The following is a 23,833-nucleotide window of genomic DNA, read 5'->3' as shown; positions in this document are numbered from 1 at the left end:
AGTAAGAGAAGGAACGGAGAATCCGATGTCGCATTCACTGGGCCCGCTGGCGAACAACCTCGCCGCCTACGCCATCTACTCGACCGCGCAGACCGAGATGCGTCACGCCTACAAGCTGATCGACGTGGGCGACTACCTCGGCGCCGCCGCCGAGATCGATTCCGCCGCACGCGCCGCCGAAGTGCTCGCCCGCGCCACCTCCGATCTGGACGCCGAGCGCTCGGAACGCTGGCTCAGAGTCGTCGCCGCCCGGAAGCGATTCGCGGAACAGGCCCGGGCGCGGGCCTCGGACACCGCTCTGGCCCGCGCCGCTTAACGGAAAGCGCGTCGATAGGTGCCGGGGCTGACGCCCGTCATGCGCTTGAACCGGTCGCGGAACGCCGTGGGCGAACCGAAACCGACTTCGGCGCCAATTCGTTCGACGGCGTACTGAGTGGTCTCCAGCAGATGCTGCGCCTGCCGGACTCTCGCCCGGTGCAGCCACTGCAATGGTGTCGTCCCGGTCTGCTCGCGGAAGTGGCGGATCAACGTGCGCGTGCTCATCCCGGCGCGTGTGGCGATGTCGGCCAAGGTGAGTTCGCGCGCGAGATTCTCCTGCATCCAGAGGAGCGTGGGTTCCAAGGCCGCGCCGCGGGGAGCGGGCGGATGCCGCAACGCGATGAACTGCGCCTGCCCGCCCTCACGTTCCAGCGCCATGACCGAAAGGCGGGCCGCGTCGGCGGCGATCGCGGAGCCGTGGTCCCGCCGGATCAGGTGCAGGCACAGATCCAGGCCGGCGGCGGCGCCCGCGGACGTCAAGATCTGCCCGTTGTCGACATAGAGTACGTCCGGGTCGACCTCGATTCCGGGGTACGCCGCGGCCAGCGCTTCGGCGGCGACCCAGTGCGTGGTGGCGCGGAGGCCGTCGAGCAGGCCCGCGGCGGCGAGAACGAAGGTGCCGGAACAGATCGAGGCGATCCGCTTGCCTCTCGCGGCGGCCGACGTGAGCGCGTCGCGGACGGTTTCCGGCAACGGTCCGGTCGGATCCGCGGTGCCGGGGACGATGATCGTGTCGGCCTCGCGCAGCGCCTCCAGTCCCCACGGCGCGCGCAAGGTGAAGTGCCCGGCGTCGACGTCCGGGTGTTCGGCGCAGACGAGCAGCCGGTAACCGGCGCTGCCGTCGGCGAGCCGGGTCCGGGTGAAGACCTCGATCGGCGTCGAGAGGTCGAACGGGATCACCTTGTCCAGGGCGAGGACCGCGACGGTGTGCATGACCGCACCGTACCCACCCGATGGCGAGATCCCGTTGGAAGGCGTCGTTCACGCCACTGGGAGCGGACCCCGGCCGGTTCTAGCGTCGAGCCATGATGATCATCGCGCCGATTCTCGTCGGCCTCGTCTACGTCGTGCTGATGTCGCTGATCCACGAACCGCACCGCCGCCGCTTCAACGCGGTCATGGTGGCGGGGGCGGGCGCCGCCTATCTGAGCGGTGGCGGCTTCGGGATCTGGGAGTTCGCGTTCACCGCGCTCGTGACCTATGTGGCTTACCTCGGCCTCGAATCCTGGACGTTCATCGGCATCGCCTGGCTGCTGCACACCGGCTGGGACGTCGTCCACCACCTCAAGGGCGCCCCGATCATCCCGTTCGCCGAGCATTCGTCGTTCGGCTGCGCGATCTGCGACCCGGTGATCGCGATCTGGTGTTTCGCCGGCGGACGATCGGTGACGGATTTCGTCCGCGCCCGTGTCGGTTCCCGGCGTCCGCGTTCGTCGGTGGGGTGAACCGACCGGACGAAGGGATAGCTAGATGACCGTGATCGTGGCGGGCAAGGTGTACGTCGACCCGGAGGAACGGGACCGGTACGTGGCCGGGCACCAGGTGATCGTCGAGAAGGCGCGGGCCCACCCCGGGTGTCTCGACGTGGTGATCTCGGCGGACACGATCGAGCCGGGCCGGGTGAACATCTTCGAGTACTGGGAGTCGGAGGAGGTGCTGAACGCCTGGCGCGCGATCTCGCCGAGGCCGACGTACTCCGCCGAGATCCGGGACGGAGAGATCTTCAAGCACCGGGTTTCCTGTTCTGGGCCGCCGTTCGACTGAGCGTTTCCGCTTCCTTGGCCCAACCCCACGCGGTGAAGATCACGGCCAGGAGACCGATCAGTGCCACGTAAATGGCAACACCCGGCGACACCAGTTGCCGGAGCGCCGCCATGCAGGCGAGTGTTCCGGAGAAGACGGACCAGCCGGCGAAGACGAAAGCGACGCACGCGGCGAGTGTGCGAGTGGTTTCGCCGACGGAAGCAGGAACGGCGCGGTAGGCGTGCGCACCAGCGAGGAACGGGGGGATGCTCCACGCGAAGACCACGATGCCCAACGCGATGCCTGCGGGAGGAGTGATCTCCCAGCCGCCTCTCGAATTGCGTTCGAGCTGGAAGGACGTGAGGTAGAGCGTGCCGATGTCCAAGAAACCAGGCGAGGTGAACGCGAGCGCGGCACCGGCAATACCGGCGATGGCGATCAGGGCCCAAACCGTCAGCACCGCCTTGACCTGCCACGGCCTCGCCCGGCGATCGTGTTCGCCGTGCTCGGCCGATCCGGCGTCCGGGACATCGGTGGCGGACGCCGGATCGCGCGCGGATCTCAAGGCGTTCTGGATCGCCGAGAACGTCAGTGCGGCCGCCAAGAGGCCGAGCCCCGTCCAGATGACCGGTTTCCATCCGGCGCTGATCTCACCGACGGTGTCGGTCGCCAGGTTTCCCACCACGCCGGCCGCGATCGAGGTCAGGGCGGCCACTCCCGCGGCCGCCGCTGTCGCCCCTGGTGAGAGTCGCCGCATGTGGCCCCCTTTTTCACTACGTCGACCAGGGCCAGGTTAGCGGGGCGCTTGGTCGCTGGGCCGTTTGATGCGAACATATGTTCTATGACGACCGAGGGTTCCATCCTGCATGCCGACCTGGACTCGTTCTACGCGTCGGTCGAGCAGCGTGACGACCCCAAGCTGCGCGGGCGGCCGGTCATCGTCGGCGGCGGTGTGGTGCTGGCGGCCAGTTACGAGGCCAAGGCGTTCGGTGTCCGCACGGCGATGGGCGGCGGCCAGGCGCGGCGGTTGTGCCCGGACGCGATCGTGGTTCCGCCCCGGATGCACGTGTATTCGGCGGCGAGCAAGGCGGTCTTCGAGGTCTTCGGCAACACGACGCCGCTCGTGGAAGGCATCTCGATCGACGAGGCCTTCCTCGACGTCGGCGGGCTGCTGAAGATCGCGGGTACTCCGAGCCGGATCGCGGCGAAGCTGCGCAAGGACGTCCTGGAGCAGGTCGGCCTGCCGATCACCGTGGGCGTTGCCAGGACGAAGTTCCTCGCGAAGGTGGCCAGCGGCGTCGCGAAACCCGACGGCCTCCTCGTCGTGCCGCACGACAAGGAGCTGGAGTTCCTGCACCCGCTTCCGGTCGAGCGGCTGTGGGGTGTCGGCAAGGTGACGGCGCGGAAGCTCCGCGAGCGCGGCGTGACGACGGTCGGGCAGATGGAGGGGTTCGGGGAGAAGGAACTCGTCCGGATGCTCGGCCGCGGCGTCGGGGCCCATCTGCACGCCCTGTCCCACAACGACGACCCTCGCCGCGTGCAGACGGGCCGTCGCCGCCGGTCGATCGGGGCGCAGCACGCGCTCGGGAGCAGGCCGCGGTCACCCGCCGAACTCGACGCGATGCTGCTGACCCTTGCCGATCGCCTCGCCCGTCGTCTGCGGGCGGCGCACCGGGTGTGCCGCACCGTCGTGCTGCGGATGCGGTTCGCCGACTTCACGAAGGCGACGCGTTCGCACACCCTCATGGAGGCGACGGAACAGACCGGCGCGATCGTCGCGGCGGCCCGTGACCTGCTCGCGGCGGCGAGACCGCTGATCGACGAACGCGGGCTCACGCTGATCGGGCTCGCGCTCACGAATCTGTCGAAGGACGACGCGATCCAGCTGGCCTTGCCGTTCGGGGCGAAGCCGAGGGACGCGCTCGATTCGACGCTCGACACCGTCCGGGACCGGTTCGGGTCGAAATCCATCACGCGTGCGGTGCATCTCGGGCAGGCCGAGCGGCCGTGGGTGCCGCTGCTGCCGGACTGAACCCGTCGCTAGGGTGTCCCGGTGGCGGAAGTCGAGATCTACACCGATGGCGCGTGCAGCGGGAATCCCGGTCCCGGCGGCTGGGGCGCGGTGCTGCGGTACGGCACCGTCGAGAAGGAGATCTACGGCGGGGATCCCGGGCCGACCACGAACAACCGGATGGAATTGACCGCGCCCATCGAGGCGCTGGAAAGCCTGAAGCGCCGGGTCACCGTCGACATCTACACCGACAGCACCTACGTCCGGAACGGCATCACCAGCTGGGTGCGGAATTGGAAGAACAACGGCTGGATGACCTCGGCCAAGACACCGGTCAAGAACGCCGACCTGTGGCGCCGTCTCGACGAAGCCGCCTCACGGCACGACGTCGAATGGCATTGGGTCAAGGGCCACGCCGGGCATCCGGAGAACGAGCGGGCGGACCGGCTCGCCGTCAAAGGCGTGGAAGAGGTCGTCGGACGACCGGTGATCCAGCCCGGCGAGCGGCCCGCCCGGAATCGTTAGCAGCTGACGTTCACCTTCGCGCTCTTGGCGAAGGAGACGTGGACGTGGTCCATGTGGTTGGCGGTCGCGCCGCCGCGGTCCTCCATGGTGTCCCAGCCGCTGCCGTCGTTGTAGCGCTGACGCCAGATGACGTAGGTGACACCGAAGTCCTTCTGGTTGGCCAGGAGGTACTCGGCGATGGCGTTGCCGGTGGCGGTGTCCACCATGAAGTCCAGCGCGAGGCCGGAGGGGTGGTCGCTGGCGTTCGCCCGGCCGGCGACACCGCCGACGTTCTTGACGCCGAACTTCGCCTTGACGTGGTTACCGACCTGGGCCACGTGCGGTTTGGTGCCGGCGAGGTCGGTGGAACACGCCGTCGCGGCGGGCACGGTCTTCTTGACCGGCGCGGGGGCTTTGGTCGACGTCGTCGGCTTCGGGGGAGCCGAGGAGGTCGCGGGGGAGGGGGCCGTGGAGGGGGTAGGGCTTGTGCTGGAGGGCGGGGTGCTGCTGGTCGACGGCGGGGGCGTCACGCTGGAGGCCGGGGGAGCCTTCACCGCGAGCGCGGCACTGGCCGCTTCGACGTCGGGGGTACCTGCGGTGGTCAGCCACATCGACGCCGGGAGCGCCGTGGCGACCGCTGCCGCGATACCCGCGGGGAGCTTCCACTGCGGAGCCTTGTTCTTGCGATGTCTGCCGGCCATTTCTCTGATCACTCACCACTTCGGGGACGGGAACTCGCGTCGGGGGCCGCGAGCTCCGGGCAACATTACGAAAAGGACACGGCAATGTCACGCCCGAGTGTGTTCGCCCACAGTTACCTTGATCGGTGAACCAAAAGGAGCTCACGTCCGTACAGACACAAGAAGTGCTTTTATGTGAGCACTGTGAGTGATGAATTCAATCCGCTTTGCAGGATTGGAAGTACATCTTCCCGTCCGGCGAGGACACGTTCACTCCCGGGGCGACCGGAGCCCGTCCGGTGTCCGCCGAGGCCGCGATCGTCGTGCAGATCAGCTGGTTGATGGCCTGGTTGGACAATTTGCGGACGGGGAACGGCAGCACGATGGATGTCGGGTTGCCCGAATACACCTCGACCCGCCCGATCTCCGGCGGGACGAACGTCGTGAGCCCCTGCGCGGCTTCTCGCTCCGTCGGCCCCTTCAGCAACAGCGTGATCGCGCCTTCGGGGGAGATGAAGCCTTCGGTGGGCCGGGTCACCGGGATGACACGGCCGTCGGAGACGAAGTACAGCGTCAGACCGGCGCGAACGTAGGTCCCCGTGGTCGCGCGGATCGACGGGCCGGGCCCGGCCGGGACGACGCCGGTCGGCTGGACGCCGCAGGCCGTCACGAGCGTCGCGGCCGCGAGCGCGAGCAGTACCCGGGTCCTTCTCATCGCGTCCCTCCTTCCGTCCGGTGCGGCAGGCGCAGGACGAACCGGGCGCCGTGCCCGGTGTCGGCGGCGGTGATGTCGCCACCGTGCAGGCGAGCGTTCTCCAGCGCGATCGCCAAGCCGAGCCCGCTGCCCTCGGAGCGGGCACGGGCGGTGTCGGCCTTGGTGAACCGGTCGAACACGTGCGGCAGGACCTCGGGATCGATGCCGGGCCCGTGATCCTCGACCTCCAGGATGACGCCGTCGTCGCCGGCGCGCAGGCGGACTTCGACCGGCGCCGCGCCGTGCCGGAACGCGTTGCCGACGAGATTGGCCACGATCAGGTCGAGCCGCCGCCGGTCGACCCGGGCGAGGACACCTTCCGGCAGGTCGGTGACCAGGTCTTCGCCCTCGCGCCAGCCGCGGGCGTCGAGGCTGTCCCTGATCGCCGTCGCGAGATCCCATTCGTCGAGCACGAGTTCGGCGCGGCCCGCGTCGAACCGGGAGATCTCGACCAGGTCCTGGACCAGCCGGGTCAGTCTCCGGGTCTCGCCCGAGACCAGCCGCGCCGCGACGGCGGTGTCGGGCGGCAGGGTGTCCGCGTCCTCGTCGAGGACGTCGGTGACCGCGTTCATCGCCGCGAGTGGCGTGCGGAGCTCGTGCGAGACGTCGGCGACGAACCGGCGGGCGTCGGCCTCCATGGCACGCACCTCCCCGACGGTGCGCTCCAGTTCGGCGGCGGTGTTGTTGAAGGTCGTGACCAGTTCGGCCAGCTCGTCGGACCCTTTGGCGGGCAGCCGGACGTCGAGCCTGCCCTCACCGAGCTGGGCGGCGGCGGTGTTGAGCGCCCGTACCGGTCTCAGCACCTGTCTCGCCGCGAGCAGGGCGAGCGCCGCGGCCAGCGGAAGGACGAGCGCGGCCATCTGCCAGGCCGATTTCGCGAGTTCGTCGATGGCCTGTTGCTGCTGGACGAGCGAGGTGAGCGAGTACACCTCGATGCCGCTGGCCCCCATCGACCCGTCGGGCTGCCGCGTCAGCACCGGCAGGCCGACCTGGAGTTCGGGGCCGGTGTCGCGGTCCAGCCGCTGGAACTGGATCCGGATGTCGCCCGCGACCGTCCGCCGCAGTTCGGTCGAGAACCGGGTCAGGTCCGGGCCGTTGACCGACCGCAGGGTCCCGTGGACCGCGACGGCGTTCAACCGCAGGCTGCCCGCGAAGTCGTTGAGCTGGTCCTGGGTCGGTGGCGTGGACAGTGGGCGGTCGTAGGCGCCGACCCGGTCCTTCAGCTGGTCCATCGCCGCGTCCTGGACGGCCTTGAGGATCGCGTTCCTCGCCGAGACGTAACTGGCCCCCGCCGCGGCCGCCGCCCCGATGATCGTCATCGCCGCGAAGGCCAGGATGAGCCGCGGCCGCAGCCCGGAGAGCAGCCTCATGAACGGCCGAACCGGTACCCGAAGCCGCGGACGGTCTGGACGTGTTCGGGTTTAGCGGGAACGTCTTCGATCTTCGCGCGCAGCCGCTGGACACAGGCGTCGACCAGCCGGGAGTCGCCGAGGTAGTCGTGATCCCAGACGGCGGAGAGGATCTGCTGGCGGCTGTAGACCTGTCCTGGCGTGCGAGACAGCTCCAGCAGCAGTTTCAGCTCGGTCGGGGTGAGCGAGACCGGTTCGCCGTTCTTCGTGACCACCAGCCCCGCCCGGTCGATGACCAGGCCGCCGTGCCGCTCCCCGGCGGCGTCGTCGTTCGCGGGCTTCTCGCTCACCGCGCGCCGCAGCACCGCCCGGATCCGGGCGTCGAGCACGCGGGGTTCGATCGGCTTGGTCACGTAGTCGTCGGCGCCTGCCTCCAGCCCGGCCACGATGTCGAAGTCGTCGCTGCGGGCGGTGAGCATGATGATCGGCACCTCGCCCGCCGAGCGGATGCGGCGGCAGGTCTCGAAGCCGTCGATGCCGGGGAGCATCAGGTCCAGCACGACGATGTCGGGCTGGAACACCCGCAGTTTCTCCAGCCCGAGCTCACCGCTCTCGGCGGTGTGGACGGTGTGCGCCTGCCGGCGCAGCGCGAGTTCCAGCCCCTCCCGCACGGACGCGTCGTCTTCGATCACAAGGACACTTGCCACGCCGCCATTATTCGGATGTCTTCGCGCGTGTGCGACTCGGCTCGATCTTGTAGCAGAACCATGACATTGTCCGGACCTCATGGCTAAACGCCGTGGGGACAGTGAGACGCATGGCCCTACTCACCCACGAAGCGAAGCCGACCCCCGCCCGCCGTCCGCTGCCGGGACGGCACGCCGAGACCCGGCGGACCCTGTCCAGGGCCGTGTTCCAGCTCGCCACCGGACTGGGACTGGCCGTCGCGTTCCTCGTGACCTATGTGCTCTTCGTGCACACGTCGGCCGGGCAGCTCGCGGAGAACGGCGTCGTCCGCAGCGCGCAGTCCGGCCAGTGGTCCACAATGGACTGGGCGGGACCGCTGCGTGACCAGGACATGGTGCTCGTGATCGGCGCCGCCGGGATCGGGCTGGTCGTCCTGGCGCTGCTCCGGCGCAAACCCGGCCTCCTGGTCCCCGCGCTGAGCGTCCTCGTGCTCCCGCTCGTCGCCGCGCAGTTGCTCAAGCTCTACGTCCTCGTCCGTCCCGAACTGCCCGACGGCGGCCGCGGGCCGGGGCACAACAGCTTCCCCAGCGGGCACGTCAGCGCCGCCATGGCCATTCTGATGGCGCTCGCTTTCGTTCTGCCGCAACGATTCCGCCCGGCGATCATCGGGATCGGCGGCGTCGCCGTCGCCTGGGTCGCGTCGTCGACCATCGCGCTGGGCTGGCATCGGCTCAGCGACACGGCGGGCGCCTGCCTGCTGGCTGCGTCGTTCGCCTGCCTGCTCGCCGCCTGGCTGACCACCCGGCGCCGGGACCTGCGCCGCACCCCCGCTTTCCTGGTCGCGCTGGCCGCGGTGCTGCCCACCGTGATCGTCCTGATCGGCTTCGCGGTGCTGAGCACGGCGACCGCCGGAGCCGCCCAGTTCGTCGCCGCGCTGGTGCTGGCCGCGTGCGCGGCGGTGGGTGTCGTGCTGGTCGCGTTATGGCCGTTGCGCGGCTCCGCGTTCGAACGGCGGACCGGCGTGGAGACCCGCGTGGTCGGCGATCTGCTCGAGACCCGCCTCGTGACCCGCCGCTGACGCTCGCCGAACGCATTCAGAGGACTGAACGCGTGTCAGTCGCGGCGCGAGTCTCCGGCTCGGCTCAAGGGAGACGTCGGAGCCCGCGGCGAAGGAGGAATCGCGGATGGCGCCACGACCACCCGGTTCCGCCCGCTTCGTTTCGCTTGGTACATGGCCGCGTCGGCCGCGCGGAAGAGTTCGCCATAGTCCGTCGAGTGTTCGGGCGAGAGCCCGACGCCGATCGACACGGTGCAGCCGTGGATCGGCCCCACCGCGCGGGGCTCGTTGGTGGCGTGCCCGCTGGCGAGTTCGGTCAGGCCGGTGATGGCGGTCTTCGCGACGGCCGCCCGGATCCGCTCGGCGATCCGCATCGCTTCTTCGCGGGTGGTGTCCGGCAGCAGTACCGAGAACTCCTCGCCGCCCCAGCGCCCGACGATGTCGGTGGAGCGGGTGTTCTGCCGCAGCACGGCACTGACGCACCCGAGCACGATGTCGCCGCCGGAATGCCCGTACTTGTCGTTCCACTGCTTGAAATGGTCGAGGTCCAGCATCAGGAACGCCGTCGGCCGCCGTCCGGTCTGGTCTTCGAGCAGCCGCAGGGCCGCGGGGGCGTGGAAGGAGTCCTCGGTCAGCAGTCCGGTCTTCCGGTCACGCTGGCTGCGCGCGATCGTGTCCGCCAGCACCTGCGAGAGCCGGGTCGACCGCAGCGCGACCCCGATCATCACGAGCGGCACCAGCGCGATGTTGACCGCGCCGAGGATCGTGGTGCACGCGGCGAGTTGCAGCGCGTAGACGAAGTCCGCGTTGTCGGCCCAGCTGCCGATCAGCTTCTGCCGCCGCCAGCCGCCCCACGCGAGGCCGCGCGCGATGCTGATCAGGAGCGTCTGCGACGCGAAGTACCAGAGCGCGGCACCCACCAGCGCGACGGCGGCGACCGCGATGTCACCCGGTCGCTGGGGGAGCGTGCCCGATTCGAGCCAGGTGTGCAGTGCCGTCAGTTCGGTGATCGTGTGCACGCCGAGAATGGAGGCGGCGTGCGCGGCGGTGGTGAAGAGGAACGTCGTCATCGCCTTGTGCGCGATGGAGTAGCGCTGCACGCGCACCATCAGCAGCAACGCGAGTGACAACGCGGGCGGCAGCAGAACGGCCCCGCCGCCCAGCCAGACGGCGGTCTGGTCGATGTGTTCGCCGCGCCGGTCGTCGGCTCGGCGCTGCTCCTCGGGATGCTGCGTCTGGACGACGTACCAGATCGCGCAACACGCGATCACGCCGAAGCGGACGAGATCGGTGGTCGTGGTGGAGGCCTTGAAACCGCTGTACAGCGCCCAGGCCGCGACCGCGATCTCGGTGCCGAGCATCCAGAAGACCGCCGCGGGCGGCAGCCGCCACAGTTCCCACCCCGCCGGATGCCGCAGGGTGTTCCAGGCACGGCCACGCAGCCGCCAGACGCGGGCGGCGGCGAGGCCGACGGTGTCGGCGAAATCCCGGAGCGAACCGCGCGGCCGCACCGAAACCGCGTCAGGGTCGTGCTTGCCGAACTCGCTGACGAGGGTCACCTCCCACTGCTACGCACCGCACCCGCTTCGATCTTGCTGGGTCACCACAAGGGGGTGACAGGGGGACCGCGTTGACGATCGCGTGAGACAGGCCGATACCCGCGTTCGCCGGACGCTCTTCCGCCACGAGCTGGCATCGTGGCTCGTATGCCTGATGCCGAATACGACGCCGCCGCGGTTCCCGTGCTGTTCGGCCCGGAATTCGACAGGGATCCCTCACCCGCCTACGAATGGCTCCGGGCGAACGCCCCCGCGTTCCGGCTTCCGCTTCCCGGCAACACCTGGGCCTGGCTGCTGACCCGGCACGCGGACGTCGTTTCCGCGATGGCCGACCCGCGTTTGTCCAAATGCCCGTCCGTCGCGGCGGACCACTGGCGCAAGGCCAATCTCGGGCTGCCCGCCGATCACCGGCCGACGCTCATCGGGCATATGAACAACTTCGAGGGCGAAGAACACGCACGGCTGCGCAAGGCCTGTGCCGGTGCCTTCGGCCCGCGGCGGCTGCTGCACATACGCGACCGCACGCATCGGCTCGCGAACGAACTGCTCGACCCGATACTGGACAGGGGCGAGGGCGACCTCGTCGAGGATTTCGCCTATCCACTCGGAATCCGGTCGATCTGCGAGCTGATCGGCATCCCGGACGGCCTGCTGGACGAGGTCCGCCCGCCCGCGCTGGTGGTCGCCGCCGGCGACGTCACGGACATGGCGTCGATGCTCAAGGCGACCGATGACCTGGACGCGTTGCTCGCCGACGTCGTCGCCCGCAAACGCGCCGAACCGGGTGCGGACCTGATCAGCGACCTCCTCGCACAGGAGGCCGCCGGGAAACTGACCACCGAAGAGGTCGCCGCGACGGCGTTCCTGTCCCTGATCGCCGGGCACGAGACGACGATCAGCCTCATCGTGTCCACCGCGCTGACCCTCATCACGCATCCGGAGGAGGCGGCCCGCGCCCGCGCCGACGGCGCACACCTGACGCTCGTCATCGAGGAGGTCCTGCGCCGCGACACCCCGCTGCAGAACACGAGCTGGCGATTCGTCACCGAACCGATGGAACTCGCCGGGCAGCGGATGGAGGCGGGCGATCCGATCCTGTTGTCGTTGCTGGCGGCCAATCGCGATCCGGAGGTGCACTCCGAACCGCTCGCCTTCCGGCCGGGCGAGCGGCCGGTGCGGCACGTGGCCTTCGGCGTCGGCCCGCATGTCTGCATCGGCGCCGCGCTCGCGCGGATGCAGGCGTCCGCGGCGCTGGAGACGTTGTTCGGCCGCGCGCCGTCGATGACGCTGACCGTGCCGGAGGACCGGCTTGTGTGGTGGCCGAGCGCGATCACCCGCGGTCTGCACAACCTGCCGGTGCGGCTCTCGTGAGTGGTAAGGAGCGCTTCGTGGCGTGGTGCTGGACGACGGGAGCTGGCCACGTCCGGAGTGTCCACAAGGGACACTTTTGGGCGGCGAAATGACCGATTGATGTCTGTTTGTACAGTTCAGGGTGGAGGTCGTGAGTGGCAAAGAGGGTTAGAACGATCATTACCACTCACGACCCCCGGGCAAAGCGCCCATAAGGGACGCCGCGACCTGAACCGGTGTCCCTTGTGGACGGTCAAGCGCGCCAGGTGGTGAGCCGCGACCGGCCAGCGTCCCTAGACCGCGCCTTCGAGACGGCCCCGCAGCACGCTCGCCTTCCGGTCGTCGAGATCCATGACGAGCTGGAGCGCGTCGCGCCAGACCGCCATGGCCTCGTCGGCCTGTCCCCGCGCGGCCAGCGCGCAGCCGCGTTCGTCGAGCGCGTCGGCCTGCCCCCAGACGTCGCCGCAGTTCCGGTAGGCGGTCAGCGCCTGCTCGCAGTACTCGAGCGCCTGCTCGAGATCGCCGAACCGGTGGCAGGTCCTGGCCAGCGGCACCAGGGCGAACCCCATGCCGTGCTGGTCGGCGTCCTTCGCGTAGGCCTCGAAGGCGCGCAGTCCGTGGTCGAGAGCCTGGTCTCGTTCGCCGAGGTCGCGGTACGCGCGGCCGAGGTGGACCCGCGCGGTCGCTTCGCCGAGCCGGTAGCCGATCCGGGTGTTCACCTCCACGCTCTGCCCGGCGAGCCGCACGGCTTCGGCGTAGTCCTCCCGCTCGTGCGCGATGTTGCCGAGCCCGACCAGTGCCCAGCCGAGGCTCGGGTTCTCGCCGATCTCTTCCGAGAGCTCGACGGCCCGGCCGAACAGGTCGCGCGCGCGGTCGAGGTCGCCGCGCCGCCGGTGCGCCTCGGCGAGGTTGATCGCCGACCACGCCAGCCCGCCGAGGTCGCCGCCCGCCTCCGCGGACTCGATCGCCACCTCGTGGCTGGAGATCCACGTCTGCCACGGCCTGCCGAGCAGGTGGTAGTCGAACAGTTCCACCGGCAGCCGCCAGCCGACCTCGTACAGCCCGTGGTCCAGCGCCAGCCGGGCGACACCGGTGATGCTCGGCATTTCCGACGTGCACCAGATATAGGCCTCGTCGAACGTGGCGAACCGGAGCGGCTCGACGCCTTCGGGCGCGGGACCCAGGTCGATGTGGTGGTCGCGCGCCGGGGTCAGCGTCCAGCTCGCCGCGTTGGCGGCGTAGAGGTACCAGTGGGTCAGGCGGGAGACCGCCGCCTGCCGCTCCTCCCGCCATCGCGCGGCGGCGGCCTCTCCGGCGGCGTAGACGCGGAGCAGGTCGTGGAACCGGTAGTACCGCGCGCCGACCTGCTGGACGAGATGCGCTTGCACGAGCTTGTCGAGTAGCCGTCGCGCGTCGTGTTCCGGCAGACCGGCGAGCGCGGCCGCCGCGCCCGCGGTGAACCGCGGCCCGGGATGGAGGCCGAGCAGCCGGAACATCCGGGCGGTGTCGGCCTCCAGCGCGCGGTACGACCAGCTGAACGCGGCCCGGACCCCGACGGCGTCGTCGTCGACCGCGAGCAGTTCCAGCCTTCGTCCCTCGGCGACGAGTTCACGGGCGAGGTCGCCGACGCTCTGATGGGGATGCGTGGCGACCCGTTCGGCGGCGATGTTCACCGCGAGCGGCAGCGCCGCGCACAGCCGGACGAGGCTGCCGACGCCTTCGGGATCGCCTGCCGCGCGTTCGTCGCCGATGAGATCGGCCATGAGCCGCGCCGCTTCGAGATCTTGCAGCGGCTCCAAGGAAACCTGGACCGCGCCGGTGCCGACGACCAGTCCGGACAACCGTCGCCTGCTGGTGATCAGCACGGTGGTGTCCGGAGTGCCCGGCAGCACCGGCCGCACCTGGTGCGAGTCGAGGGCGTTGTCCAGCACGACGAGCGTGCGCTGGCCGCGCAACAGGCCCCGCAGGAGCGCGAGCCGCATGTGTTCCTCGGCGGGGACACGGTCGGGGCGGACACCGACGCAGCGCAGAAGATCGTCGAGGATGTCCGCGGGTTGTGCCGGAGAACCTGCCGCATAGCCGCGAAGATCCGACCAGAGGACACAGTCGAACTCCTCTTGCCGCCGGTTCGCCCAATTCAGCACGAGCGCGGTCTTCCCGACCCCGGGCGGACCGGCCACGAAGACCACTTTGGCCGCTTCGGTGAACACTTTTTCGTCCAGCAGCGCCAAGTGTTCCGCACGGCCGACGAAATGATCCGGCGGCGGGGGAAGATGCACATAGGGTTCCGCGCGGGCGGCTTCGGCGAGTACGATCAGGGCGCCGCCCGCGCCAAGCGCGCGATCGCAGGCTTCGGCGAATTCCGCGCTCGGCGGGGTGAGCCCGCGTTCGACCCGGCTGATGAGGCTTTTGTCGACATAGGCGAGTTTCTGGAGTTCCCGCAAGGCCAGCCCGCGCGCCTGCCGTCGTTGCCGCAATGCGCGCCCGAAGGTCAGCGCGGCCGTCGAAACCGGGCGTGCTCTACCGGTCTCCCCCGATCTGGCCGAGCCGGAATTCTCGGTCACCAGAAGCACCTTTCTTCCCGCTGCGCGGCAGATGGTGCCACAACCTTCCCATTACCCGGGTCACAACACGGCCACCGGGTATGCGCAGGTGCGAAGACAGCCCGCAAACTGTGCGAGAACGCGCCCGTTCCCCACCGGTGCGCCGGCCGAAAGGGAGGTGGATCATGCGCGACCGCGAAATGTGAGCAGGCCCTGTTCCGCCTTGCGAGCTACCGGGCGAGTGCTGATCTCCTCGGAAGCCGGCCGTGGCCGCCTTTCCNCGCCGCCGGAACCGCAAGAACGCGGGGGCTTTCGCCGCCGGAATCGGGTATCAACGAAGGGGACGATGGAGGTGGGTCATGGGGAACCCGTTCGAGGAAATGCGTCCGGTGGAGGAACTGGTCGACGGTGGGGCGACCGCGGTGCGCGCGGCGGTGCTGCGCAAGGCGACCGAAGCGGTGGTCGCGAACGCCCGCGACGCGACGGATTGCCGGATGCTGCTGGAGATGCTGGGGCTGCATTCCGACCGGTCGGCGCGAAGCGACGACGAGGCCGCCTGAGAGACAACCCTCGTGAGTGGTAAGGACGGTTCTAACCGTCCTTACCACTCACGAGCCCAAGTGGGTCAGCGCCGCGGCAGCACGCAGAATTCGTTCCCTTCCGGGTCGGCCATGACCACCCAGTGGTCCGACTCGGGGTCTTCGAGGATCTTCGCGCCGAGGGCCACGAGCCGGGCGACCTCCTCGCGCTGCTCGAGTTCGGTGGGCGCGATGTCGAGGTGCAGCCGGTTCTTGCCCGGCTTCCCCTCGGGGACCGGCTGGAAGAGCAGGCTCGGCACATCGGGGCTCTTCAGTTCGACATAGGTCACCCCGTGACCGTCGGTCCACCGTTCGGTCTCGGGGTAGCCGAGTGCTTCCTTCCAGAACGCGGCCAGCGCTTCGGCCTCACGGCAGTCGACGGTGACGGCGAGCATCCGGGTTCGCATGGCTCCACGGTGGCACGGAACGGCGAGGTTTGCCGGATGCGCGGACGGGCATCCGGCGGGCAACGGAAAACACCGCCGAAGGGAGCACCATGAAGGCCGTCACCTGGCACGGGAAACGCGATGTCCGGGTGGACACCGTCCCGGATCCGAAACTCCTCGAACCGACCGACGCCGTCGTGCGGATCACCTCGACCGGGATCTGCGGTTCCGACCTGCACCTTTACGAGGTACTCGGCGCCTTCATCGACGAGGGAGACATCCTCGGTCACGAGCCCATGGGTGTCGTCGAAGAGGTCGGGTCCGGGGTGACGGACCTGAAGCCCGGCGACCGCGTCGTGATCCCCTTCAACATCTCCTGCGGTCACTGCTTCATGTGCGACCGCGGCCTTCAGTCGCAATGCGAGACCACGCAGGTCACCGACCGCGGCAAGGGCGCCGCGCTGCTCGGCTACACCAAGCTCTACGGCCAGGTCCCGGGCGGCCAGGCCGAATACCTGCGCGTCCCGCAGGCCCACTACGGCCCGATCAAGGTGCCGGACGGCCCGCCGGACGAGCGTTTCGTGTACCTCTCCGACGTCGTGCCCACGGCTTGGCAGGCCGTCGACTACGCGAACCTCCCCGAGGGCGGCACGGTCGTGGTCTTCGGGCTGGGCCCGATCGGCCAGTTCTGCTGCCGGATCGCGAAACACCGGGGCGCGGGCAAGGTGATCGGCATCGACCTGGTGCCGGAACGGCTCGCGAAGGCCGCCGCGGCAGGCGTCGTCACCTACGACACGCGTGAGCACAAGCACCTCGGTGACGTCATCCGTGAGGCCACGGGCGGCAGGGGAGCGGATTCGGTGATCGACGCCGTCGGGATGGAGGCGCACGGCGCCCCGGTCGGGCGGCTGGCGCAGAATCTCGTCGCCCTCCTGCCCGATCCGATCGGGGCCAAGGTCACCGAGAAGGCCGCGATCGACCGGCTCAGCGTGCTGTACGCGGCCATCGACTGCGTGCGGCGCGGCGGGACGATCTCGCTGAGCGGCGTCTACGGCGGCATGATCGACCCGCTGCCGATGATGGAGCTGTTCGACAAGCAGATCACCCTGCGGATGGGGCAGGCCAACGTCCGGCGCTGGATCGACGACATCATGCCGCTGATCACCGACCCCGCCGACCCGCTCGGCGTCGAGGGTTTCGCGACGCACAAGCTCCCGCTGGCGGAGGCACCGCACGCCTACGAGATCTTCCAGAAGAAACAGGACGGCGCGATCAAGATCCTGCTGGAGCCGTCGGCGGCTTGAGGTGTCGGCACGCGGATGCCGGGTATCCGGTATGCGGATCCTGATGGAAGGAGCGATGCGATGACCACGGCACGAGAGATCATGACCGCGGGCGCGACCTGCGTGTCCGCGTCCGAAACCGTGCTCGACGCGGCGAAGAAGATGGCCGCCGAGTCGGTCGGCGCGGTCCCGATCTGCGGTGAGGACGGCAAGCTCAAGGGCATGCTGACCGACCGCGACATCGTGGTGAAGGTGCTGGCCGAGGGCAAGGACCCCAGGGCACTGCACGCCTCGGAACTCGCCCAGGGCGAGGCGGTGACGATCGGCGCGGACGACGACGCCGAGGAGATCATGCGCACCATGGCGAACCACAAGGTCCGGCGCCTGCCGGTGATCGACGGCCACAAGCTCGTCGGCATCGTGGCACAGGCCGACGTGGCGAGGGCTCTGCCCAACCCGGACAGCGGCGAGCTGGTGGAAGCACTGTCCTACGACTGACCCGCCATACTCCTTCGGTGGCGTTCTTCGACATCGAAGGCTATGCACCCGTGTGGCTCTCCGGACTCGACACGATCCGGAGGGCCCACGGGAATCGTTTGCGTGAGCTGGCGGGTGAACGACTCCAGCGCGTCCACCTCACGTGGTTCGTCGAGTACGCCGAGTGGCTCTCGGACGCGCCCGTGGTGGTGGACTTCGGTGCCGAACGGCTGGAGATCACGCACTGGAAGTTCGACGAGCTCTCCCTGACCTGGAACACGATCGACCCGTACGGGAAGTCCTCATGGGACTGGGGTGATCCGGCCGAGCCCAGCCCACTCCGGTGGCGGCAGGACGTCTTTGCGGAACTGTCCGCTTTGGAGGGGCAGGTGCTCCAGGACGTCGAGCTGCTCGACTGCGCGACGCGGGACATGGCGAACGGCATGGTCGCGCTCGGTTTCGTCTTCCCGCGAGGCCGGTTCACCGTCTTCAACGCCTTGGACGAGAACGGGATCGAGTTCACCGAGCCGGATTCGTCCTATCAGAGGCATTCCCTGGCGGGCTGAAAACGGGATGCGTCGGTCATCGATCTTGGTGATAATTCCCGGCATGTCTCGGATCAAGCTGGCCGAAGCGCTCGCTCTGCGCGCCGACGTGACCAAGAAGGTGGAGGCGCTGCGCTCCCGGATCGTCGACAACGCGCGGCACCAGGAGGGCGAGGAACCGTCGGAAGACGCCTCCGCCCTGCTCGTCGAAGCCGAAACCGCGCTGGGCGAACTGGAATCGCTGATCCAGCGGATCAACCGGACCAACGCCGTGACCCCGCTCGGGGAGGGCACGATCACCGACGCGATCGCGCGCCGCGACGTCCTCCGGCTCAGGCACGGTGTCCTCACCGCGGCCGCCGACGCCGCGGCAGGCCGCAACCAGGGCGGCTACGGCCGCCAGCTCCGTTCGGAACTGCGATACCTTTCGGCGCTCCCGGTCGCGGAACTGCGATCCCGCGCGGACCGGGTCGCGGGGGAGATCCGGGTGGTCGACGTCGAGATCCAGCGCACCAACTGGGAGACCGACCTCTTGGACTGAACGTGGAAAGCAGGTAGCCCTCCGGGAAGCGGGCACAAGCCGAGGGCCGGCGGTATTCCGGCTCGCCTGGTACGTGGCGGGCAGCGTGGGGTTCGACTCCCCGATCACAACTCCGCCCAGCACGACGCACAGGTGACGGCGCAAACGGCACAGTTCATCACCACGTGCCGGTCCCGGAGGGCGAGGGTGGGTACGGGGTCTTTCCACGCATTCCCGGTGACACAGTGGTGTTCCCGACACTCTTCACCCCGCCGAGGCATGGGCGGAGCTGATCGACTCTGTGCCAAGGTGAAGAGCGGAACAACCCAAGAGCCCAGGTGGTGACCCCGGATGGCACTGAAGATCGGTTACAAGGCGTCGGCCGAGCAGTTCGGCCCGCGCGACCTCGTCGAGTACTCCGTGCTCGCCGAGCAGGTCGGGCTGGACAGCGTGATGGTCAGCGACCATTTCCAGCCCTGGCGGCACCAGGGCGGGCACGCGCCGTTCTCCTTCGCGTGGATGGCGGCGGTCGGCGAGCGCACCGAGCGGGTCGTGCTCGGCACCAGCGTGCTGACGGCGACCTTCCGCTACAACCCGGCCGTGGTGGCACAGGCGTTCGGCACCCTCGGCAGCCTGTACCCGGGCCGGGTGCTGCTCGGCGTCGGCAGCGGTGAGGCACTCAACGAGGTCGCGGTCGCCCGGATCGAGTGGCCGGCGTTCAAGGAGCGGTTCGCGCGGCTGCGCGAGGCGATCGAGCTGATGCGCAAGCTGTGGTCCGAGGAGCGCGTCACGTTCGAGGGCGAGTACTTCCAGACCACCGACGCCACCGTGTACGACCGCCCCGAGGGCGGCGTGCCCATCTACATCGCGGCCGGTGGCCCGGTGATGGCGAAGTACGTCGGCAAGCAGGGTGACGGCTTCATCTGCACCAGCGGGAAGGGGATGGAGCTCTACACCGAGAAGCTGCTGCCCGCGGTGGCGGAAGGCGCGGAGCAGGTCGGCCGCAGCACCGGCGACATCGACAAGATGATCGAGATCAAGCTGTCCTACGACCCGGATCCGGCGCAGGCGCTGGAGAACACCCGGTTCTGGGCGCCGCTCTCGCTGACGCCGGAGCAGAAGGCCGGTATCGAGGACCCGGCGGAAATGGAAAAGGCCGCGGACGCGCTGCCGATCGAGCAGGTCGCCCGCCGCTGGATCGTCACTTCCGACCCGGCGGACGCCGTCGAGCAGATCAAGCCGTACGTCGAGGCGGGCTTCAACCACCTCGTCTTCCACGGTCCCGGCCACGACCAGGAGCGGTTCCTGCGCTCGTTCTCCGAACAGGTCGTCCCGGGGCTCCGCGAACTCGGCTGACCCGGCGCGGACGGCGGCATCGCGGGAGGCGGTGCCGCCACTGGGGTCAGGCGTGTCAGGACTCGGTGACGAGCTTGCCGATCTCCTGGTCGAAGTCGAACCATTCCGGCTCGGAGCCGGCGGGCACGACGTCGTAGGTGCGGTCGAGGAACTCGGCCAGCTCCTGCGCCGGAGCTTCGAGGACAGCGCAGCCGTCGGGCGCGCTGAGCGCGAAGATCACGATCGAGGTGTCGTCGGCCGGGCTGATGATCACGTCGCCCTCACCCGATGGGGTGAGGAGGCCGTCCGCGAGGAGGTCACGGCCGAACATCCAACGCACCGTCCCGCCGCCCGAGTGGTAGGCCACCACGACGGCGTAGGGGTCTTCGGGGTCGTATTCGAGGTCGGCCCGCACGGGGAGCGGGTCCGCACCGAAAGTGCGCAGGCCGAAGACGATCGTCCCCCGGATGAGGTCGCTTTCCCTGTCCAATGCTTCAGCCCCTTACGTTCGGTTGCTGTTGATCTTCAGCTATGGATAACGCAATGTGAAGCCTTTTCGTGACCCGAGTTGACAAGGTTCACACGTTCGGCTGAGAGCTGCGTCTCATGTGCTCACTCACCGTCTTCGGTGGGCACGTGCGGTGAGCAAGCGGAAAGGCGATCAGTCGTGCAAAAGAAAGAGACTTCGCACGTGCATATTCCGATGAAGGAAATATGGGCAGCCATTTGGCGGAGTGAATCCGTATTCTTGGCGGTTTAACATCAGCACGCGTCGTTCAAATGTTTCCAGGAGACCGGCGCGGCTCAGTCCTGGACCTCGACGAGCATGATCGTTGCGGATCGGGAGGGAGCGGTAATGGGCGTACGAATCACCGTCGTCATTCCCAAGGAAGACCTCGCGCGGCGGGAAACGAATCAAGGGCCAGGCGGGCGGACGATGCCCGGACGTGTTTCTTCTCCGCCGGGTTTCGGGATCGCGCCGGCGGTGCCCCGCGTCCAGGGGTGTCGCCGTGATTGACCGGCTCCCGATGCGCGTCGGGCAGGCCGACGTCGACCGGCTGGAGAGCGTCATCGCCGCGCTCCGGGCGCGTGACTACCGGGAAGGCGGCGGGTCCTGCCGGGAACTGCTGCGCGTGCTGGAGCCGTACGGTGCCGCGCTGCGGCGAGGGATGATGTCCGACCCGCTGGCCCGGCGGCTGGCAGGCGTGGTCGCGGACCTGCACAACCTGAAGGGCTGGACGGAGTTCGACTCGGGTCGCCCGGTGCGGGCGGAGCGGCATTTCCGTCGCGCGCTCGACCTCGCGGCGGAGGCGGGTGACGACGACCTCCTCGCCAACATCCGCTACCGGCTCGGCCGGATGTACCTGCATCATCGGTCGCCGACGGAGGCGCTCGAGCAGTTCGGTCAGGGACAGGTCGCGGCACGCCGCGCCGGACGGCCGTTGTCGCAGGCGATCCTGTCGGCGAACGAGGCGTGGGCCTATGCGCTGCTCGGGGACGTCCGCCAGGCGCTCGACAAGATTTCCCTTGCCCCGGAACAATTCGCGGACTCCGCCGACGACGCCGTCCCGTCGTGGTCGGCCTTCTTCACGGCCAACGACCTGGCCGCGATGATCGGCACGGTGCGCACCGAACTCGCCAGGCTCGTCGACGTCCGCCACAGCCGGAAGGCCATTCCCGCGCTCACCGACGCCATCGAGGGCTATGGGCCGGACATGGTGCGCAGCCGGTCGCTGACGATGATCTGGCTCGCGGTCGACCACGCGCTGGAGGGTGATCTCGACCGGGCGGCGGAGGTCGGTTTCGCCGCGATGGACATCGCGGACGGAATCCGTTCCGCGCGGACGCGAGATCGTCTACGGCCACTGTCGGAAAGTCTGCGGAAGCGGGTGGGCGATATTAACGCGCGAGATATCCTTGACCGGATCGCAACATTTCGTGCCAGTGCCTGAGTGCCGGAGAATGAGTGTGGGAACGACCGGATCAATTCTGCCGGGCGTAGGCTCGCGGGTATGAAACGGACTTCGTTCGCGCAGTGGCCGTGTTCGATCGCGCGCACCATGGACCTGCTCGGCGACTGGTGGACGCCGCTGGTCCTGCGGGAGGCGTTCTACGGGATCCGCAGGTTCGACGAGTTCCAGCAGCAGCTCGGTATCGCGCGGAACACCCTCGCCGACCGGCTGCGCCGCCTGGTCGCGGAAGGGTTGCTGGAAAAGCGCGCCTACCAGGCCGACCCCGTCCGTTACGACTACGTGCTGACCGAGAAGGGCTCGGATTTCTACGGGGTGCTCGCCGCCATGTCGCGCTGGGGCGACCGCTGGCTCTCCGGGGACGACGGGCCGCCGATCGCGCTCCACCACGAGACCTGCGGGCACGACACTCACGCGGAGGTCGTCTGCGCGCACTGCGCCCGGCCGCTCACCGCCGAGAACACGCGGGCCCGGCTCGGCAGCGGCTACCCGCCGAAGCTCGCGAGCCGCCCTGACGTCGTACGCCGATTCGCCCCGCAAGAGGATTTGACAACGTAAGTTCATCTACGCAACTATCGAGGTCACGGGCATGGGAGGGTGACCACGATGGAGTGGACGGGCGCGAAGTACGCCGACAAGCCGACGGTCGAGGTGCAGGCGTGGGTCGACGCCGTTCCGGAGCGGGTCTGGTCGATCGTGTCCGATGTACGGCTTATGCCCGCAATGAGCCGGGAACTCCAATCGGCCGAATGGTGCGACGGCGCGGCCGGCGAAGCCGCGGTCGGCAGGCGGTTCGTCGGCCACAGCAGGCACGACGCGTTCGGCGAATGGGAGACGACGTCGTATGTCGTCGAATGTGAGGCGCCGCGTGTCTTCGCCTGGGCGGTGCAGGACCCCGAAACGCCGACCGCGGTGTGGCGCTTCACGCTGGAGCCCGAGAACGGCGGGACGAAGCTCCGGCAATGGATGCAGATGGGGCCGGGACGGTCCGGTCTCTCGCTGGCCATCGACCAGATGCCGGACAAGGAGGAGAAGATCGTCTTCGTCCGGCTGCGCGAGTTCGAGAACGCGATGACCGGGACCCTCGCCGCGATCAAGGAGCGCGCCGAGGCGGACGGCGCGTGATGCGGACGGCGACCACGGTCGAGGCGTCCCGCGGCCGGCGGGAGACGCTGGATTTCGTGCTGGAGGCCGAAAAGCTCGGTCTCGACGAGTGCTGGGTCGCCGAGGCCTGGGGTTCGGACGCGCCGTCCGTGCTCGGCTATCTCGCCGCGCGGACCGAGCGGATCCGGCTCGGCTCGGGCATCATCCAGCTCGGCACCCGGACCCCGGTGGCGATCGCGCAGACCGCGCTGACCCTCTCGGAGCTTTCCGGCGGCCGGTTCGCCCTCGGGCTCGGCGCGTCGGGACCGCAGGTGATCGAGGGGCTCCACGGGGTTCCGTTCGCGCGGCCGCTGACGCGGATGCGGGAAACGGTCGCGATCATCCGCCAGGCGTTCGCGGGGGAGAAGATCTCGTTCTCCGGCAAGGTATTCGAGATCCCGCTGCCGGGGGAGAGCAAGCCGATGCGGCTGTCGACGGCGCCGAATCCGGATATCCCGATCCATCTGGCCACGCTCTCGCCGAAGCTGCTGGAGCTGACCGGTGAGATCGCGGACGGCTGGCTGGGCACCAGTTTCGTCCCCGAGGGGGCGCAGGCCTATTTCTCACATCTCGACGCCGGCCTCGCGAAGGCGGGCCGATCGCGCGCGGACCTCGAAGTCTGCCAAGGTGCCGAGGTCGCCTTCGCCGCGGACGAGGACGAGTTGCGCGGGACGGTCGCGGCCCGCAAGCCCGAACTCGCGTTCAGCCTCGGCGGGATGGGTTCGGCGAAGACGAACTTCTACAACAACGCCTACAGCAGGCAAGGCTGGGCCGAAGCGGCCGCGGCGGTGCGGGAGCGATGGCAGGCGGGCGACAGGGAGGGCGCCGCCGCATCGGTGACCGACGAGATGGTGCTCGGCACGACACTGATCGGCACCGAACCGATGGTCGCCGAACGGCTGCGCGTCTGGCGGGACGCCGGGGTCGACACGGTCCGGCTGTACCCGGCGGGGGAGACGGTCGCCGACCGGCTCACCACTCTCGGCCGGGCGCTGGATCTAGTCCGTGCGTTGGGCTGAATGTCCGCGCCGGTTGAGGTGA

27 protein-coding genes are annotated in these 23,833 nt (G+C 69.1%); 17 read left to right on the top strand and 10 right to left on the bottom strand.

Translation table 11 applies throughout. The features are described 5' to 3' along the window. Nucleotides 1-25: 25 nt before the first annotated feature. A complete protein-coding gene (locus LCL61_RS30400; protein WP_340682940.1) occupies nt 26-316 on the top strand; it encodes a hypothetical protein in 291 nt (96 codons plus the stop codon). On the opposite strand, the gene LCL61_RS30395 is transcribed toward LCL61_RS30400, so the two are convergent. After that, on the bottom strand, nt 313-1,251 hold the full coding sequence (locus LCL61_RS30395; protein ID WP_340682939.1) for a GlxA family transcriptional regulator: 939 nt from the start codon (nt 1,249-1,251) through the stop codon (nt 313-315). The two genes, LCL61_RS30400 and LCL61_RS30395, sit on opposite strands and share 4 nt — an antisense overlap. 92 nt (nt 1,252-1,343) lie before the next feature. Between LCL61_RS30395 and LCL61_RS30390 the strand changes: the two genes are divergently transcribed. Then, entirely contained in the window at nt 1,344-1,763 is a 420-nt protein-coding gene (locus LCL61_RS30390) for a DUF6010 family protein (protein ID WP_340682938.1), read from the top strand. Between the two features lie 25 nt (nt 1,764-1,788). Then, nucleotides 1,789-2,082, top strand: coding sequence for an antibiotic biosynthesis monooxygenase family protein (locus tag LCL61_RS30385; RefSeq protein ID WP_340682937.1), 294 nt, complete (start codon nt 1,789-1,791; stop codon nt 2,080-2,082). On the opposite strand, the gene LCL61_RS30380 is transcribed toward LCL61_RS30385, so the two are convergent. Then, nucleotides 2,042-2,818 (bottom strand): hypothetical protein, encoded by a 777-nt coding sequence (locus tag LCL61_RS30380; protein ID WP_340682936.1) that lies wholly within the window; start codon nt 2,816-2,818, stop codon nt 2,042-2,044. The genes LCL61_RS30385 and LCL61_RS30380 overlap by 41 nt on opposite strands. Before the next feature lie 84 nt (nt 2,819-2,902). On the opposite strand from LCL61_RS30380, the gene dinB reads away from it, so the two are divergent. Both dinB and rnhA read left to right on the top strand, forming a co-directional pair. After that, nucleotides 2,903-4,093 (top strand): DNA polymerase IV, encoded by a 1,191-nt coding sequence (dinB, locus tag LCL61_RS30375; RefSeq protein WP_340682935.1) that lies wholly within the window; start codon nt 2,903-2,905, stop codon nt 4,091-4,093. A 21-nt stretch (nt 4,094-4,114) separates the two neighbouring features. Further along, nucleotides 4,115-4,597: a ribonuclease HI gene (rnhA, locus tag LCL61_RS30370; RefSeq protein ID WP_340682934.1), complete on the top strand. Its 483-nt coding sequence runs from the start codon at nt 4,115-4,117 to the stop codon at nt 4,595-4,597. On the opposite strand, the gene LCL61_RS30365 is transcribed toward rnhA, so the two are convergent. The 4 genes from LCL61_RS30365 to LCL61_RS30350 all read right to left on the bottom strand — a co-directional run bounded on the left by LCL61_RS30365 (nt 4,594) and on the right by LCL61_RS30350 (nt 8,066). Continuing rightward, nucleotides 4,594-5,277, bottom strand: coding sequence for a hypothetical protein (locus tag LCL61_RS30365; RefSeq protein WP_340682933.1), 684 nt, complete (start codon nt 5,275-5,277; stop codon nt 4,594-4,596). The two genes, rnhA and LCL61_RS30365, sit on opposite strands and share 4 nt — an antisense overlap. Before the next feature lie 196 nt (nt 5,278-5,473). Further along, the gene (locus tag LCL61_RS30360; protein WP_340682932.1) at nt 5,474-5,971 is read right to left on the bottom strand and encodes a hypothetical protein; all 498 of its coding nucleotides are present in this window, start codon (nt 5,969-5,971) and stop codon (nt 5,474-5,476) included. Continuing rightward, nucleotides 5,968-7,380 carry a HAMP domain-containing sensor histidine kinase gene (locus LCL61_RS30355; protein WP_340682931.1) on the bottom strand — a complete coding sequence of 471 codons (1,413 nt, stop codon included), beginning with the start codon at nt 7,378-7,380 and terminating at the stop codon, nt 5,968-5,970. The genes LCL61_RS30360 and LCL61_RS30355 overlap by 4 nt, the downstream gene beginning before the upstream one ends. Continuing rightward, a complete protein-coding gene (locus LCL61_RS30350; RefSeq protein WP_340682930.1) occupies nt 7,377-8,066 on the bottom strand; it encodes a response regulator transcription factor in 690 nt (229 codons plus the stop codon). The genes LCL61_RS30355 and LCL61_RS30350 overlap by 4 nt, the downstream gene beginning before the upstream one ends. Before the next feature lie 110 nt (nt 8,067-8,176). Here LCL61_RS30350 and LCL61_RS30345 point away from each other — a divergent pair, with 110 nt between their 5' ends. Continuing rightward, nucleotides 8,177-9,124, top strand: a complete 948-nt coding sequence (locus LCL61_RS30345; RefSeq protein WP_340682929.1) for a phosphatase PAP2 family protein — start codon at nt 8,177-8,179, stop codon at nt 9,122-9,124. A gap of 35 nt (nt 9,125-9,159) precedes the next feature. Here LCL61_RS30345 and LCL61_RS30340 read toward each other — a convergent pair whose 3' ends face one another. Next, complete coding sequence (locus tag LCL61_RS30340) at nt 9,160-10,662, bottom strand: GGDEF domain-containing protein (protein ID WP_340682928.1); 1,503 nt, start codon at nt 10,660-10,662, stop codon at nt 9,160-9,162. A gap of 147 nt (nt 10,663-10,809) precedes the next feature. On the opposite strand from LCL61_RS30340, the gene LCL61_RS30335 reads away from it, so the two are divergent. Then, nucleotides 10,810-12,033 carry a cytochrome P450 gene (locus LCL61_RS30335; protein WP_340682927.1) on the top strand — a complete coding sequence of 408 codons (1,224 nt, stop codon included), beginning with the start codon at nt 10,810-10,812 and terminating at the stop codon, nt 12,031-12,033. 272 nt (nt 12,034-12,305) lie between these two features. Here LCL61_RS30335 and LCL61_RS30330 read toward each other — a convergent pair whose 3' ends face one another. After that, the gene (locus LCL61_RS30330) at nt 12,306-14,576 is read right to left on the bottom strand and encodes a tetratricopeptide repeat protein (RefSeq protein WP_340682926.1); all 2,271 of its coding nucleotides are present in this window, start codon (nt 14,574-14,576) and stop codon (nt 12,306-12,308) included. 338 nt (nt 14,577-14,914) lie between these two features. Between LCL61_RS30330 and LCL61_RS30325 the strand changes: the two genes are divergently transcribed. Then, a complete protein-coding gene (locus LCL61_RS30325; protein WP_340682925.1) occupies nt 14,915-15,115 on the top strand; it encodes a hypothetical protein in 201 nt (66 codons plus the stop codon). A 65-nt stretch (nt 15,116-15,180) separates the two neighbouring features. Here the strand turns inward: LCL61_RS30325 and LCL61_RS30320 are convergent, their stop codons facing one another. Then, entirely contained in the window at nt 15,181-15,540 is a 360-nt protein-coding gene (locus tag LCL61_RS30320) for a VOC family protein (protein WP_340682924.1), read from the bottom strand. 89 nt (nt 15,541-15,629) lie between these two features. Here LCL61_RS30320 and LCL61_RS30315 point away from each other — a divergent pair, with 89 nt between their 5' ends. The 5 genes from LCL61_RS30315 to fgd all read left to right on the top strand — a co-directional run bounded on the left by LCL61_RS30315 (nt 15,630) and on the right by fgd (nt 19,700). Next, nucleotides 15,630-16,823: a zinc-dependent alcohol dehydrogenase gene (locus LCL61_RS30315; protein ID WP_340682923.1), complete on the top strand. Its 1,194-nt coding sequence runs from the start codon at nt 15,630-15,632 to the stop codon at nt 16,821-16,823. 60 nt (nt 16,824-16,883) lie between these two features. Beyond that, complete coding sequence (locus LCL61_RS30310; RefSeq protein WP_125674654.1) at nt 16,884-17,300, top strand: CBS domain-containing protein; 417 nt, start codon at nt 16,884-16,886, stop codon at nt 17,298-17,300. Between the two features lie 17 nt (nt 17,301-17,317). Continuing rightward, a complete protein-coding gene (locus tag LCL61_RS30305) occupies nt 17,318-17,845 on the top strand; it encodes a hypothetical protein (protein WP_340682922.1) in 528 nt (175 codons plus the stop codon). Between the two features lie 43 nt (nt 17,846-17,888). Further along, nucleotides 17,889-18,365 (top strand): DIP1984 family protein, encoded by a 477-nt coding sequence (locus LCL61_RS30300; RefSeq protein WP_340682921.1) that lies wholly within the window; start codon nt 17,889-17,891, stop codon nt 18,363-18,365. A 330-nt stretch (nt 18,366-18,695) separates the two neighbouring features. Next, entirely contained in the window at nt 18,696-19,700 is a 1,005-nt protein-coding gene (gene fgd / locus LCL61_RS30295) for a glucose-6-phosphate dehydrogenase (coenzyme-F420) (RefSeq protein WP_192745079.1), read from the top strand. Between the two features lie 55 nt (nt 19,701-19,755). Here fgd and LCL61_RS30290 read toward each other — a convergent pair whose 3' ends face one another. Next, entirely contained in the window at nt 19,756-20,169 is a 414-nt protein-coding gene (locus LCL61_RS30290) for an SsgA family sporulation/cell division regulator (RefSeq protein WP_034319553.1), read from the bottom strand. A 538-nt stretch (nt 20,170-20,707) separates the two neighbouring features. On the opposite strand from LCL61_RS30290, the gene LCL61_RS30285 reads away from it, so the two are divergent. The 4 genes from LCL61_RS30285 to LCL61_RS30270 are packed head-to-tail and all read left to right on the top strand — an operon-like array spanning nt 20,708 to nt 23,811. Further along, complete coding sequence (locus LCL61_RS30285; RefSeq protein WP_340688712.1) at nt 20,708-21,631, top strand: hypothetical protein; 924 nt, start codon at nt 20,708-20,710, stop codon at nt 21,629-21,631. Between the two features lie 60 nt (nt 21,632-21,691). Next, nucleotides 21,692-22,207, top strand: coding sequence for a helix-turn-helix domain-containing protein (locus LCL61_RS30280; RefSeq protein ID WP_340682920.1), 516 nt, complete (start codon nt 21,692-21,694; stop codon nt 22,205-22,207). A gap of 48 nt (nt 22,208-22,255) precedes the next feature. Next, on the top strand, nt 22,256-22,774 hold the full coding sequence (locus LCL61_RS30275) for an SRPBCC family protein (RefSeq protein ID WP_340682919.1): 519 nt from the start codon (nt 22,256-22,258) through the stop codon (nt 22,772-22,774). Beyond that, nucleotides 22,774-23,811, top strand: a complete 1,038-nt coding sequence (locus LCL61_RS30270; RefSeq protein ID WP_340682918.1) for an LLM class flavin-dependent oxidoreductase — start codon at nt 22,774-22,776, stop codon at nt 23,809-23,811. Before LCL61_RS30275 ends, LCL61_RS30270 begins: the two co-directional genes overlap by 1 nt. Nucleotides 23,812-23,833: the final 22 nt, after the last annotated feature.

Source organism: Amycolatopsis coloradensis (genome assembly GCF_037997115.1).
Taxonomy (GTDB): Bacteria; Actinomycetota; Actinomycetes; order Mycobacteriales; family Pseudonocardiaceae; genus Amycolatopsis; species Amycolatopsis coloradensis_A.
This window is presented reverse-complemented; position numbering and strand designations above follow the sequence as displayed.

What these genes read in the sequence shown, in the direction of transcription:
- LCL61_RS30400 (WP_340682940.1), top strand. Translation starts at nt 26, where the DNA reads ATGTCGCATTCACTGGGCCCGCTGGCGAACAACCTCGCCGCCTACGCC.
- LCL61_RS30395 (WP_340682939.1), bottom strand. Translation starts at nt 1,251, where the DNA reads ATGCACACCGTCGCGGTCCTCGCCCTGGACAAGGTGATCCCGTTCGAC.
- LCL61_RS30390 (WP_340682938.1), top strand. Translation starts at nt 1,344, where the DNA reads ATGATGATCATCGCGCCGATTCTCGTCGGCCTCGTCTACGTCGTGCTG.
- LCL61_RS30385 (WP_340682937.1), top strand. Translation starts at nt 1,789, where the DNA reads ATGACCGTGATCGTGGCGGGCAAGGTGTACGTCGACCCGGAGGAACGG.
- LCL61_RS30380 (WP_340682936.1), bottom strand. Translation starts at nt 2,818, where the DNA reads ATGCGGCGACTCTCACCAGGGGCGACAGCGGCGGCCGCGGGAGTGGCC.
- dinB (WP_340682935.1), top strand. Translation starts at nt 2,903, where the DNA reads ATGACGACCGAGGGTTCCATCCTGCATGCCGACCTGGACTCGTTCTAC.
- LCL61_RS30365 (WP_340682933.1), bottom strand. Translation starts at nt 5,277, where the DNA reads ATGGCCGGCAGACATCGCAAGAACAAGGCTCCGCAGTGGAAGCTCCCC.
- LCL61_RS30360 (WP_340682932.1), bottom strand. Translation starts at nt 5,971, where the DNA reads ATGAGAAGGACCCGGGTACTGCTCGCGCTCGCGGCCGCGACGCTCGTG.
- LCL61_RS30355 (WP_340682931.1), bottom strand. Translation starts at nt 7,380, where the DNA reads ATGAGGCTGCTCTCCGGGCTGCGGCCGCGGCTCATCCTGGCCTTCGCG.
- LCL61_RS30345 (WP_340682929.1), top strand. Translation starts at nt 8,177, where the DNA reads ATGGCCCTACTCACCCACGAAGCGAAGCCGACCCCCGCCCGCCGTCCG.
- LCL61_RS30335 (WP_340682927.1), top strand. Translation starts at nt 10,810, where the DNA reads ATGCCTGATGCCGAATACGACGCCGCCGCGGTTCCCGTGCTGTTCGGC.
- LCL61_RS30325 (WP_340682925.1), top strand. Translation starts at nt 14,915, where the DNA reads ATGGGGAACCCGTTCGAGGAAATGCGTCCGGTGGAGGAACTGGTCGAC.
- LCL61_RS30320 (WP_340682924.1), bottom strand. Translation starts at nt 15,540, where the DNA reads ATGCGAACCCGGATGCTCGCCGTCACCGTCGACTGCCGTGAGGCCGAA.
- LCL61_RS30315 (WP_340682923.1), top strand. Translation starts at nt 15,630, where the DNA reads ATGAAGGCCGTCACCTGGCACGGGAAACGCGATGTCCGGGTGGACACC.
- LCL61_RS30310 (WP_125674654.1), top strand. Translation starts at nt 16,884, where the DNA reads ATGACCACGGCACGAGAGATCATGACCGCGGGCGCGACCTGCGTGTCC.
- LCL61_RS30300 (WP_340682921.1), top strand. Translation starts at nt 17,889, where the DNA reads ATGTCTCGGATCAAGCTGGCCGAAGCGCTCGCTCTGCGCGCCGACGTG.
- fgd (WP_192745079.1), top strand. Translation starts at nt 18,696, where the DNA reads ATGGCACTGAAGATCGGTTACAAGGCGTCGGCCGAGCAGTTCGGCCCG.
- LCL61_RS30285 (WP_340688712.1), top strand. Translation starts at nt 20,708, where the DNA reads ATGCGCGTCGGGCAGGCCGACGTCGACCGGCTGGAGAGCGTCATCGCC.
- LCL61_RS30280 (WP_340682920.1), top strand. Translation starts at nt 21,692, where the DNA reads ATGAAACGGACTTCGTTCGCGCAGTGGCCGTGTTCGATCGCGCGCACC.
- LCL61_RS30275 (WP_340682919.1), top strand. Translation starts at nt 22,256, where the DNA reads ATGGAGTGGACGGGCGCGAAGTACGCCGACAAGCCGACGGTCGAGGTG.
- LCL61_RS30270 (WP_340682918.1), top strand. Translation starts at nt 22,774, where the DNA reads ATGCGGACGGCGACCACGGTCGAGGCGTCCCGCGGCCGGCGGGAGACG.